The organism is Marinobacter sp. EhC06, assembly GCF_001650915.1.
Lineage (GTDB): Bacteria > Pseudomonadota > Gammaproteobacteria > Pseudomonadales > Oleiphilaceae > Marinobacter.
Map to the genome: position 1 here is coordinate 81,570 of NZ_LXYO01000003.1, position 12,866 is coordinate 94,435.

The window sequence follows — 12,866 nt, forward strand, 5'->3', positions numbered from 1 at the left end:
CTGATCACTTCATTCTGTTTTTGAGAACGAATGGCCATGAAGCTCAACTATCACCATCTCTACTATTTCTGGAAGGTTGCCCGCACCGGCCACCTGACCCGGGCTGCCGACTCGCTGCACATTTCCCAGTCCGCCCTGTCGGGTCAGATTCGGAAACTGGAGGAGAGCCTGGGCCATGACCTGTTTATCCGCGAGGGGCGGCGCCTGAAGCTGTCTGAAGCCGGGCGCATGGCATTCTCATACGCCGAGGAGATCTTCCGGCAGGGTGAAGAACTGACGGCGCTGTTTGCCTCTGGCGCCCAGCCCAACCGGGAGATCCTGAGGATCGGAGCCGTTGCCACTCTTTCGCGGAACTTCCAGGAAGGCTTTCTCCAACCTCTGCTCAATCGGGAAGATCTGGAACTGAGCCTGCAAAGCAGCCACATTGATGAATTGCTTCGGCGGCTCTCAGCCCACCGACTGGACCTTATCCTGGCCAATCAGTCCGTACAGGGCGATGAACAGAATCCATGGCGTTCCCGGCTGATTGCCAAACAGCCGGTAAGTATTATCGGCCCCCGGGGAATGGATGTTCACGGCGATTTCGCCGAGGTACTGCGCGGCAGGAGCCTGATTGTTCCAGGGCCCGACAACAACATACGCCAGGCCTTTGACCAGCTTTGCGAATACCACAAGCTACGCCCGAACATCGCCGCAGAAGTGGACGACATGGCCATGATGCGACTTCTGACCCGGGATACCGGGCACTTCGCCATCATGCCGCCGGTGGTGGTGCGGGACGAAATGAAGAGCGGAGCCCTGGCGGACTATGGCGCCCTGCCCGGCGTCTTTGAGGAGTTCTATGCCATCAGCATCCGGCGCCAGTTCGAGACGCCGGCGCTTCGGGAGCTGCTGTCTCAAACCGAGGAAAACTTCCTGACCCGGACACCGATTGGTCATTCTGACTAGCCCGTGTGGCGAAAAATGTCATCCATACGGGCGGGTTACATCCGTATACTGAAGTCGAAAGACCACAATAATAACGCCGGACACCCGATCATGACTCAGCACAGCAACCGTGAACGCCCGTCTATTCTGATCATCGGCACCGGTTTCGGTGGCCTGGGCATGGCCATAAAACTGAAACTGGCAGGCTTCACAAACCTGACCATGCTTGAAAAGGCGGACCGGGTTGGCGGCACCTGGCGCGATAATACCTACCCCGGTGCCGCCTGCGATGTACAGTCACACTTTTATTCCTATTCGTTTGAACCCAAGCACGACTGGTCGCGCAAATTTGGATTGCAGCGGGAAATACTCGGCTACATGGAGCACTGCGTCGAGAAATACCGGCTTGGCGATCACATCCGGTTCCATGAGGAGGTACAAGAGGCAGTCTTTGACGACCATTCGAACCATTGGACGGTCACCCTTACAAGCGGCGAGCAACTCACAGCGGACGTGCTGATCACCGCCACCGGCCAGCTCAATCAACCTGCCTGGCCCAGACTCGACGGCCTGGATCGCTTTCAGGGCAAGATGTTCCACTCGGCCCGCTGGGAACACGATTACGACCTGACCGGTAAACGGGTCGCCGTCATTGGTACCGGCGCCAGCGCTATCCAGTTTGTCCCGGAGATTGCACCGATGGTCGAACAGCTGGACCTGTTCCAGCGTTCCGCGGCCTGGGTGCTGCCCAAGCCAGATCGTTCATTCAAGCGCTGGGAGCAGACTCTGTTCCAGAAACTCCCGCTCTGGGATCGCTTTTATCGTTACCTGATCTACTGGAAGAACGAGAGTCGGGCCCTCGCGTTCACCAAATTCAGTGGCCTGCTGGAGTATTACGCCAATCAGGCGAAACGTGAGGCGCGAAAGCGAGTGACAGATCCCGCCAAACTGAAAAAGATCATTCCGGACTACAAGATCGGCTGTAAACGCATTCTCATTTCCAATGACTGGTATCCCGCCATTAACCGGCCCAACGTGAACCTGATTACCGACCCGATCGACCGCGTTGACGAGACTGGCGTGATCACCCGGGACGGCCACCACCATCCTGCCGATGCCATTATTTGTGGCACCGGTTTCCGGGCCTCGGAGTTTCTCTCACCCATTCACATAACCGGCCGGGGCGGGAAGACACTCAACGAAGCCTGGCAAAACGGCGCAGCCGCCTTCAAAGGCATCACGGTCAGCGGCTTCCCGAACATGTTCATGCTGTATGGGCCGAACACCAACCTGGCCCACAACTCCATCCTCTACATGCTGGAATCACAGTTCCGATACGTTCTGGAATGTCTTGAAGCGCTCGAAAAATACCCGCACTCCGCCATGGACGTCCGCCAGGATCGCCAGGACCGCTTCACCCATGTGGTGCAGAAGGGTCTGGAAGACACGGTCTGGAGCTCCGGTTGTACTTCCTGGTACCTGGATGCCAATGGCCGTAACACCATTAACTGGCCGGGATTTACCTTCACCTACCGGTTTGCGACCCGCCACGTGGACACCGCCGATTACCAGTTTCTATACCCCGGGCAAACCACGGATTAAAGCACCCGCCTTGCACTTTCTCTTGAAGGAAGTCCATATTCATAGGATGATTGGGTTATCGGTTTGAAGGATGATAAACACCATGTTGGAACGTATCCGCAAAGGCTCTCTGGTGGAAACCGCCATAGAGAGTTTGAGAAACGCTATCGAAAAGGGCGATTGGTCTGTGGGTGATCGTCTGCCCGTGGAATCGGAGCTGTCTGACTCCCTTGGAGTCAGTCGCAACACCGTGCGCGAGGCGGTTCGGGTGCTGGTACACGTAGGAATGCTGGAAACCCGCCAGGGCGATGGCACCTACGTGCGCGCCACCCGCGATGCCGGGGAAACACTGCGGAGGATTGCCCGAACTCAGCTGGCGGATCAGCTGGAAGTCAGAATCATGCTGGAAACCGAGGCCGCCAAGTTGGCCGCGGCCAGGCGAACAGACCAGGATCTGCGACAGATGACAACGGCCCTGGATGCACGCGCCAGAGCCGGAAGCGATCTTAAGGCCCGCATCTGCCACGATGAAGCCTTCCATCACGCCCTGGTAGCCGCTTCCCATAATTCCGCGCTGGTAGAACTGTACGATTACTTCTCCCACGCTATCAGCCAGACCATTGAGCAGACCGAAACCGACTCGGATCTTCCGGAGCCTTCCCAGGAAGACCACGAACTGCTGCTGGCCGCTGTCAGACGGCAGGATGAGAGCAAGGCCGAGACCCTGGCCAGAGAGCTTTTGAAACCCAGCCTTCAGGCACTCAAGCGTCGGGGGTCCTGATTCATGAAATTCCGGATCGACACCTTCACCCTGCTGCTACTGGGCGCCATCGTACTGGCGACCTTCCTGCCCGCCACTGGCCAGGCCGGGGACGCCTTGGCAACTGCCGGAACCGTCGCTGTCGCCCTGCTCTTCTTCTTCCATGGCGCGGCACTTTCCAGGGAACAGATTATTGCCGGTGCCACCCACTGGCGGCTGCATATCCTGATCACCTCACTCACGTTTATTTTCTTTCCGCTGGCGGTGCTGCCGATCAACGAGCTCAGCGACATTGCTCCCTCGTGGATGCCCAAGGATCTTGGGCTCGGGTTTCTTTACCTGGGCGTGCTGCCTTCCGCGGTTTCTTCCTCCATCGCCTATACCGCGATGGCCAGGGGCAACGTGCCAGCCGCCATCTGCAGTGCAGCCGCCTCCAATGTTTTCGGCATGATGCTGACACCGTTCCTGCTGTTGCTGTTGGTAAGCACGTCCGGCGGCGGGGATTTCTCCATAGCGGAGGCCCTGAAAGACATCATTCTTCAATTGCTTCTGCCCTTTGCAGTGGGCCATGCCCTGAGGCCCTGGCTAGGAGGGTTCCTCGGCAGAAACGAAACCCTGATGTCACGGTATGATCAATGCGTGATCTGGCTGATTGTCTATTCCGCCTTCTCACACTCGGTGGAAAGCGGATTGTGGGAGAACCTGCCACTGCAGGCCATCCTGTTCGCCATCGGGCTGTGCCTGGGATTACTACTGCTGTTTATGGTGTTTGCGAAGTTTCTGGTGCGGCGATTTGGCTTCAGCCTGGAAGATGAGGCGGCGGTGGTGTTCTGCGGCTCTAAGAAGAGCCTGGCGTCAGGCCTGCCCATGGCGAAGGTTTTGTTCTCCGGCCATCCCGGTTTCGGCATGATCGTTTTACCGATCATGTGCTACAACCAGATACAGGTGATTGTCGGGGCGATCCTGGCCCAGAAATACCGTGAAAAAATTGAGCGAGCAAACGCCAATAAGGTTAGCTAACCGGGGGCCGGCGGAATTAACCGCCGCCCATCCCGCCAAACAGCGTGGCGAGAATCGCCAGGCCGACAATCCAGCCAATCACCGCCGGCCAGAAATTCATCATCTGCGGTGGCTGCTCACCCTGCTCTTCCGCCATACCAGGCTCCGGGTAGTTACGCTCGTCTGCTGCCTCAGGAGCCTCTTCCACGCTAAACCAGCCAAACCACTCCCCCAGAAACTGGGCAACTGGCGCCTGGAAAGTCCCGTTTTCAGCCATCGGGCGCACATGGGGCTCAAGTTGCCGGCCAATTTCGCGTCGCAACTGCGGCTGATCGGCAGGCGGTTCGCACAGAATGGCTTTCCAGATGCCCGCATCTTTGCTTCTGGACGAGTCGTTTAGCAGTGCCTTGATCTGGATAACAACCTCACGGACCACCTGTCCGTCGTTGGCATCCAGGGGACGTTCAGCCGCCTCGTCTGGCCCCTGAGCCGGCTGTTCAGGCTGAACAGCGTTCTCGGTCCGCATAACCGGGGCCGGAGCATCGCCCACCGCTTCGCGGAAGGCCTGCTCCAGGCTTCTGGCCTCGTCTTCAGAGGCAAATTTGAGCTGTTGCTCATACGCATCCTGGATCTTCCGACGATCGCCGGTTGGCTCAATTCCAAGGATTTCCCAACAATTCATACAGCTGCAACTCCCGGGCCGAGATTCATTACATTTCAGAGAGACAAAACGTCTGTAGTCCCTTACGATAGGAACCAATCATAATAAAACCGCTTTATCCTTTTTCTCGGCAGATTATAGAACGTCAACCATGCATCAATCGACAAAAACGGCAGGAATGGGTGACCACCGCCCTCTCGCAACCTGCCTCGGCATCAGCCTTGCCCTGTCCGCCCTGCTTCCGGCTACCGCGCTCGGCCAAACTGACACACCTGATTTCATGCCTGGCTTGCTTGCCCTCGAAGGCGAACAAAGCGAAATCCCCGAAGTACTGACTACAACACGATTGCGCCAGTCCAAACTCCGGGTTCCCGGCACCACCACGATCATCACCGGCGACATGATCCGTGACCTCGGCATCATGAACCTCGTAGAGGCATTCCGGCTGGTTCCGGGCATGGTGGTTGGCCACTGGGGAAGCACCAACCCGGTGGCAACCTATCACGGTACTTCCCAGTACGAGCAACGCCGCCTGCAGGTTCAGATTGACGGGCGAACCGCCTACAGAATCAGCCTCGCAGACGTAGATTGGCTGGGCATGCCGGTGGCACTGGAAAATATCGAACGTATTGAAGTGAGCCGGGGCCCAAATTCCGCCGCCTATGGCATCAACGCGTTTCTTGGAAGCATCAATATCATTACCCGCTCACCGCAAGACACGGCGGGCGTGGAAGCCTACACCTCGGTTGGGTCGCGTGGTCACCTTCGCACGTTTACCTCTGTGGGCGATACCGATGCCGACAAAAGTTGGCGGTTGTCGTACGAGAAGCGCAAATCCAACGGCTTTGACAGTCAGATTGATGGCGGCCAGGAGATCCCCTTTCACGATGGCCACGACATCAACAACTTCAATTTCGACAGCGTATTCCGAATTGACCGCCAGCATTCGATTGACGTGCGAGCAGGCGTTCTGGATGGCGTAAATGAAGAAGATCTTGAGAAGTCCGGAAAGCTGGGCGCCACCACAAACCCGGACATTATCATGGATGACTACTACCTCCATGTCCGGTTCGACGGAGCGACCTCACCCGACCATTTCTACCACATTCAGGCAAGCTACCAGAATCAACGGCAGCGGCAACGTTGGTCGGTGTCAGCTCCTGCGGCCGAAATCAATGCCCTTCTGCCGACTGGTTTTCCGCCTTTCCCCGAAGATCAGGGGCCGTTCATCGCCGACCTGAACGAAGACCTGGAGGAAACCCGGCAGGAAATCGAATTTCAGGACACCATAATTTTCAGCGACCAATTCAAGCTGGTTTCCGGTTTAGGCTATCGCAAGGATTCTTTTGAGTCAGAAACCTTCTTTAACGGTAAAGGGAAAAATTACCAATCCCGGGTATTCGCGAACGCTGAGTACTCGCCCTTTCGGTGGCTGACCTTCAACGCAGGCGGCAACTGGGAGCGGACCACGACCACCGATGAAGACTATTTTTCCCCCAGAGCTGCGGCAAACTTTATCCTGAGCAACAACCACGCCCTGCGGTTTGTCTTTTCCCGGGCGGTTCGCACACCGGATGCCTTCGAACAGAATCCGGACTGGTCCTATACGCCTACCAACGTTCAGCCTCCCTTTGAAGCACTGGACGGCCAGAAGATCGAAGTGGAAAGTATCCTGGACCCGACTACGTCCACTTACGGGCAGAAGTTGGAAGAGGAGTGGATCACCTCCCGGGAGATCAGCTACTTTGGCCAGTTCCATCTGGAAAGTGCCCTGCTCTCGGTGGAGGTGCGCTACTTCAACGACGATTTCCATGACATGATCAGTGGCGTCATCAACGAAGAAGAATGGTATATCGCCAACAACGTTGATCTGGAGCAGGAAGGCGTGGAGCTGGAGACTTCCCTGGAATTCTCCGGCACCAAACTTCGGGCCACCTACGCCTATCTGGAACAGGAAGGCCGGTACACCGGCGATCCGGCCGCACTGCCCGTGGACAAACAGGAACGGGCTGTCGATCTACTTGCCCGACTCTCGGCCCGGGATTCCGGCAGCTTTGCCTGGATCCAGGATCTGCCAAAGGGCTTCATGACGTCAGCGGCCATGTACTGGACCAATGAAGTACGTGATACTCGATTCGAGCGAGCCGATTTCCGGTTGGCCCGTCGGGTGGACAAAAGCGATTACAGTTATATGCTGGCACTAACGATCCAGCACTACCTTAACCACAAACCATGGATCAGCCCGGATAACCGGATTGAGGATCAGAACCAGTTTTTTGTTGAGGCTGGTATTCGTTTCTGAATTTAACAAGGAAAGCGCGAGCCCTGGACGGTATGGAACGAAGGTCAGGCACGATACACCGAGAGCGGGCCGGTAGCGGAACCCGGAGCCTTTTTCCAAGGATCCTCTGCGTTCTGCTTCTCGCGCTATCTTCCGCGTTCGCCCATGCCCAGGGGTCACCGGCGAGCACTGTCTACTTCGCCGGTTCAGGCAACGCACCTCTTGATCAACATCTGGTTCAGCTCCTGAAGGGAGAACTTGAGCCAGCAATTTCCTTGATCGAGGTTTCCGATGACCAACTGGCTACGCTCGATGCCGGCCCGATTATCACTGTTGGACCCGCCGCTTTCTCCCGCGCTCGCCAGGCAAACCGTTCCGCTCATATTCTCGCGATGCTGGTTGATAAATCATTTATTTCAGGCTTTGCGGAACGCTCCCCTGGCCAGATCACCGGCGTTCTCTATGACGTTCCTCTCATCCGCCAGGCCCTGACGGGCAAGGCCATCCTGCCACAGGCTACCAAGATAGCCCTGCTGGCAACCGCAGACTCGGTGGAACTCTACGAGCCGCTGATTGACGAGCTGCCAACCTATGGCATGTCAGCACGGATATTTCTTGTCGACAACAACGACAAACTGATTCCGACGCTCGTCCGGGCACTGGGTTACGGTGATTTCCTGTTAGCTGCCCCGGACAGTGCCATTTACAACCCCAGAACCATCAAACATATTCTTCTGACCGCCTATCGTCGTAATCAGATCGTCATTGGGCCGACTCAGGCTTATGTGAAAGCGGGCTCACTGGCATCCAGTTATGCACCGTTCCCGGAGATGGTCGAAATGGCGGGTAACTTTCTCGCCACCTTTTTCGAGACAGGAAAGTTTCCGGCACCGTCCTATCCGGAAGATTTCCGGGTAGAAGTGAACGCTCAGGTTGCACGCTCCCTGAACATACCCCTTCCCAGCCGTGAAGATATTGCCACACGGGTGGATCGACAACTGACCGTCAACGGGGAGGTGTCTGATGAGTAACATCCACCGTCAGCAGCGCCCCCTGTCGCGCAAACTTCTGCTCCTGGGCGCGCTCCCGGCCGTTGTCATGTTCATCGTGCTTATGGTGTTCTTCACTTCCGCGCGCCTCGAAGACGCCCGCCGGGATTTGTCTGACAGCAGCCAGATGCTTGCGGACAGCCTGGCTCCTGCCCTGGAGTACGCCGTGGTTTCTGGTAACTCCCTGGCACTGGATCAGATCCTTTCCCAATCACTGCGCCGCAGCAAAGCTGACTGGATCCGCGTTTCTGACGTTATGGGTGACCAGATCGGATTTGTTTCCCATGAACCGGTCAACCCCGGCGATATGCCCAGGCGCTATCAGATTTACGAGGCCGACATTCTTCAGCAGCCCCTGGAATTTGGTTCGGAGCGTACTGCGGAATGGTTTGAACCAGACTATGGCTTTGGCTCAGGTTCCCTGCGGGTCGGTACGGTTCAGGTGGGTGTGGGTCACGATGTTCTGGCCGACAGACGACAGGATATCCTCTGGACTTCCATTGCGGTCGGCGTGGCCCTGCTTCTGTTTACCATGCTAATCATCAACCATTTTCTGGGGACCATTCTCGCGCCCATACGGGATCTCGCCGGACGAATTGGCAAACTGACTGCCGGTGAATACCAGGAACGCCCCCTGAACACCCATCAGAGTTCCCGGGAAATTGTCGCTATTGAAGAGCAACTCAACGAACTTGCACGGCACCTGGCGGGCCTGAAGACAGCCCGGGACCAGACACTGGCCGCATCCGAAGGCGCCCGGGAAAAGGCTGAAATGGCAAACCAGGCAAAATCCGAGTTCCTGGCCACCATGAGCCATGAGCTACGCACGCCCCTTAACGGTGTTCTTGGCATGGTGGATCTGGTTCAGGAGGATCCCCTGACCCATCGCCAACGGGAATACCTCAATACCGCCCGCCAATCCACCGAGGATCTCCTTACGGTGATTGCGGATATCCTCGATTACTCAAAGATCGACAGCGGCACCCTGCAGCTTGAGAACCAGGAATTTGACCTTCGGGAATTGATTTCAAACTGCACCGCTACCTATCGACATCTGGCTGAACAGCAGGGCCTCGCTCTCAATCTCAAATTCTTTGGCGACTGGCCTGACAACCCGATTGTGGTTGGCGACGCCGCCCGTCTTCGTCAGATACTTGCCGGGCTGGCTGATAACGCCATCAAGTTTACCGGTGATGGTTTTATCAACATTCAGGCGGGCTGCTTCGCCCTCGAAGACAACTGCATCATTCTCAATTGCTCGGTGAGCGATTCCGGGTCCGGGATTCCGGTGGATCGTCTGCAGGACATCTTCAACTCCTTTGAGCAGCTGGACGGCGGAAATAGCCGGGGATATGGCGGCACCGGCCTGGGACTGTCCCTGGTCCAACGTCTGGTGGAACTCATGGGTGGCCACATTCAGGTCGAAACCGATCTGGGTAAAGGTTCCTCGTTCCGCTTTGAACTGCCCTTCGAGCTGGCCAATCCATCGAGTCAGCCAGAGCCTTCCGGCCCACCACCCAGGGAAGCCATCAATGGCACCAGCCACGCACTGGTGGTAGAGGACAACCCGGTGAACCAGCGTGTAGCCACGGCCATGCTAAAACGACTGGGTTTTCAGACGGATTCCGCCAACAACGGCAAGGAAGCATTGGAGAGAGTAACCACTAATCACACGGGCTACGACATTATTCTGATGGATTGTCAGATGCCGGTGATGGATGGTTACGAAGCCACTCGTTATATCCGGGAGTGGGAACAGAGCAACGGCCAGATCGGTACGCCAATTATAGCGTTAACCGCAGACGTACTGCCCGGAACCGAGAAGAGTTGCCTCGATTGTGGCATGAACGACTATCTGGCCAAACCTGTCCGAAAGGAAATGCTGCGAGAGGTGCTCAGCCGCTGGATTCAGCTCTAATGAAGCTCCGGCGCCCTCACCCGGGCGCCGGCAAGAGCTCAGGCTACTGGCTCCCGCATGGTGACAAATTCTTCGGCAGAGGTCGGATGGATGCCGAGGGTGGAGTCAAACTGAGCCTTTGTGGCACCAGCCTTGATTGCAACCGCCAGGCCCTGGGTAATCTCACCCGCGTCCGGGCCCACCATATGGGCACCTAACACCCTGTCGGTCTCATCATCTACGACCAGCTTCATCAGGCTACGCTCATCCCGACCGCTGAGGGTGTATTTCATCGGGCGGAACTCGGAACGGTAAATCCGCAGTCGATGCCCCGCTTCCCGGGCCTCTTCCTCAGTCAGCCCAACGGTACCGATGTTGGGCTGGCAGAACACGGCGGTTGGAATAGCGGAATAGTCCATCTCACCTTTGCCGTCCCCAAACAGCCGCCTGGAGAGCACCATGCCCTGTGCCAGGGCGACCGGCGTGAGCTGGGGCGTTCCAATGACATCACCCAGTGCCGTGATTGAGGGCACCGCTGTCTGGAAGTGATCGTCCACCACAACATGACCTGAAGCGCTGAGTTGAACGCCAAGATCCGTCAGGCCCAGACCGTCGACAAGCGCCCTGCGCCCGGTCGCCGCCATCACCAGGCCGGTTTCCAGGGTTTCGCCATTGTTCAGTTGAACCTTATAGTGGGCATTTTCGGCTTCAACGGATTCAATGGTCACACCGAACCGCAGGTTCACGCCTTTCTTGCGCATCTCCTGTTCGGTAAACCGGCGAATATCCCCATCAAACCCGCGCAGGAACAACTCACCCCGATACAATAAAGTGGTTTCAACACCCAATCCCGCCAGGATGCCGGCAAACTCCACAGCAATGTAGCCGCCGCCCCACACCACCGCCTGCTTCGGCAGCTGTGGCAGGTAAAACATCTCGTTAGAGGTGAGGATGCATTCCTTGCCGGGCACGTCCGGAATAACCGGCCAGCTACCTGTGGCAATGGTAATGTGTTTGGCCCGGTAAGACGTATCGCCAACCAACACTGTATTGGCGTCCGACAGTGACGCCGTCCCTTCGATGATGGTTACGCCGGCATTTTCCAGCAACCGGCCATAAATGCCGTTCAGGCGTTCAATCTCGGCGTTCTTGTTGGCCACCAGCTTTGGCCAATCGAAACTGACATCATCGAGAGGCACCTGCCAGCCATAACCGGCTGCGTCTTCCAGCTCATCGTGAACGTGAGCCCCGTACACAAACAGTTTCTTGGGCACGCAGCCAACGTTCACGCAGGTTCCGCCAAGATACCTGGATTCAACCACAGCCACCTTGGCGCCCCGCTGAGCAGACATTCGGGCGAGACGAACACCGCCGGAGCCGGCTCCGATAACGATCAGATCAAAATCCTGCTGGTCAGACACAGCTTCTCCCGTTAAACGTTAAAAAAGTCAGGTTTGGCCGGGCGCGGCCGTTTTACTTTCCGGATGCACTTCCCTGAACAGCACGTGATCCTCGAAATCGCCGAGCTGTATCTTGCCAAGGCTCCGGAAACCCTCGGACTCGTAGAAAGGCAGATAGCGATTGTTGCCGGTATCAAGCACCAGGCCGCTCCCCCTTGGGTTCTCTGCACACAGCCTTTCAACAGTTTTCAGCAACAGCCGGCCATAGCCGCGATTCTGGTATTTGGGATTTACGCCCATCATTGGCAACTGGTGCGCCAACGGCTGTGGCAACATGTCCCGGATTTTCTGGTGGTAATCCAGGTATCGGCGCGTGGATGCAAATCCCGTGGTCAGCACCATACGGATCCGCCAGCTGAGCTGGTCAGCCAGGTTCATCCTGAGCTCCGGGTCCCCGATAAACGCCACGGCAACCAGCGTGTCGTCTACCATCACACCGATGGCCTCCTGATCGAGCTCAAAATACAGGTCGATCAGTTCCCGTATGGTTGCCCGAACCCGTTGATCGTAACCGGGGCGCCGATGATCAAAAAGGTACTGAAACGTCGGCTCGTTTCGATAGGCGTGAAACAGAATGGATCTGGCTTCATTGACCGCTGTTTCGTCCAGGCGAACAATGGCTGGCTCGGATTTGTTCTTGTTGTCGCTGCCGTTACTCATCGCTTCCCTCTCCTGCATCAGTTCCGGACGGAAGGCCCGGAATCTGGTTTTCAGAATCAGATGGCCAGGGTTAAACGAACGGACACCCGGCCCGGTTCACTTGCCCGGTCCATGGCTGCCTGATCGATCACAACACCATGGCTGCCATTCAGCCGCTCCAGCCACGCCGCCACCTCTGCAAAAGGTGCGTTCTCGAGCCAGACGCGGATTGCATCTTCCCCGCTAGGTTCAAACCGCTGGAGCGACAAACCCGCCTCACCGGCGGAACGGGTCACCAGGGCCATCAGGGCACGGCCATCGGCAGGCTTGTCTGCCGACGCCGACGTGCTGGCACCTCCGGCATTCCCCAAACGCTGGATCGTCTGTTCATTTGCCTGCATCCAGGCCAACAGCTCGCCGGCATTGTTCCGGGCAGATTCCGCTTGATCATGGAATACGGCCGCCGGGCGCCAGACGGCGAAATACAGAATGCCAAGAAAAACAGCGATGGCGAGCACGACCAGAGCCTGCTGGTCGCGGCGGGGCAATTGATCATACTGTGCAATGAGTTTGCCGACTGCCGGCTGATCCTTGATTCGTGAAAGCATAGCC

11 protein-coding genes are annotated in these 12,866 nt (G+C 57.1%); 7 read left to right on the forward strand and 4 right to left on the reverse strand.

Translation table 11 applies throughout. The annotated features are described in order from the left end of the window. Positions 1-36 precede the first annotated feature (36 nt). From A8B84_RS03505 to A8B84_RS03520, 4 genes are all read left to right on the forward strand, one after another. Complete coding sequence (locus A8B84_RS03505) at positions 37-948, forward strand: LysR family transcriptional regulator (RefSeq protein ID WP_064227979.1); 912 nt, start codon at positions 37-39, stop codon at positions 946-948. 90 nt (positions 949-1,038) lie between these two features. Beyond that, a complete protein-coding gene (locus A8B84_RS03510) occupies positions 1,039-2,529 on the forward strand; it encodes a flavin-containing monooxygenase (protein WP_064227980.1) in 1,491 nt (496 codons plus the stop codon). Between the two features lie 82 nt (positions 2,530-2,611). Then, positions 2,612-3,289 (forward strand): FadR/GntR family transcriptional regulator, encoded by a 678-nt coding sequence (locus tag A8B84_RS03515; protein ID WP_064227981.1) that lies wholly within the window; start codon positions 2,612-2,614, stop codon positions 3,287-3,289. Positions 3,290-3,292: 3 nt separating this feature from the next. Beyond that, positions 3,293-4,288: a bile acid:sodium symporter family protein gene (locus A8B84_RS03520; RefSeq protein WP_064227982.1), complete on the forward strand. Its 996-nt coding sequence runs from the start codon at positions 3,293-3,295 to the stop codon at positions 4,286-4,288. A 16-nt stretch (positions 4,289-4,304) separates the two neighbouring features. On the opposite strand, the gene A8B84_RS03525 is transcribed toward A8B84_RS03520, so the two are convergent. Continuing rightward, positions 4,305-4,949, reverse strand: coding sequence for a hypothetical protein (locus A8B84_RS03525; RefSeq protein ID WP_064227983.1), 645 nt, complete (start codon positions 4,947-4,949; stop codon positions 4,305-4,307). A gap of 130 nt (positions 4,950-5,079) precedes the next feature. Between A8B84_RS03525 and A8B84_RS03530 the strand changes: the two genes are divergently transcribed. The 3 genes from A8B84_RS03530 to A8B84_RS03540 are packed head-to-tail and all read left to right on the forward strand — an operon-like array spanning position 5,080 to position 10,176. Then, positions 5,080-7,230, forward strand: coding sequence for a TonB-dependent receptor plug domain-containing protein (locus tag A8B84_RS03530; protein ID WP_064227984.1), 2,151 nt, complete (start codon positions 5,080-5,082; stop codon positions 7,228-7,230). A gap of 32 nt (positions 7,231-7,262) precedes the next feature. Beyond that, positions 7,263-8,240 carry an ABC transporter substrate-binding protein gene (locus tag A8B84_RS03535; RefSeq protein ID WP_064227985.1) on the forward strand — a complete coding sequence of 326 codons (978 nt, stop codon included), beginning with the start codon at positions 7,263-7,265 and terminating at the stop codon, positions 8,238-8,240. Then, positions 8,233-10,176, forward strand: a complete 1,944-nt coding sequence (locus tag A8B84_RS03540) for an ATP-binding protein (protein WP_064227986.1) — start codon at positions 8,233-8,235, stop codon at positions 10,174-10,176. Before A8B84_RS03535 ends, A8B84_RS03540 begins: the two co-directional genes overlap by 8 nt. Positions 10,177-10,214: 38 nt before the next feature. Here the strand turns inward: A8B84_RS03540 and gorA are convergent, their stop codons facing one another. Genes gorA through gspM form a run of 3 tightly spaced genes read right to left on the reverse strand, consistent with a single transcriptional unit; the run spans position 10,215 to position 12,862 of the window. Beyond that, positions 10,215-11,576, reverse strand: coding sequence for a glutathione-disulfide reductase (gene gorA / locus A8B84_RS03545; RefSeq protein ID WP_064227987.1), 1,362 nt, complete (start codon positions 11,574-11,576; stop codon positions 10,215-10,217). 27 nt (positions 11,577-11,603) lie between these two features. Then, positions 11,604-12,275: a GNAT family N-acetyltransferase gene (locus tag A8B84_RS03550; protein ID WP_064227988.1), complete on the reverse strand. Its 672-nt coding sequence runs from the start codon at positions 12,273-12,275 to the stop codon at positions 11,604-11,606. 56 nt (positions 12,276-12,331) lie between these two features. Then, positions 12,332-12,862: a type II secretion system protein GspM gene (gene gspM / locus A8B84_RS03555; protein WP_064227989.1), complete on the reverse strand. Its 531-nt coding sequence runs from the start codon at positions 12,860-12,862 to the stop codon at positions 12,332-12,334. Positions 12,863-12,866 lie beyond the last annotated feature (4 nt).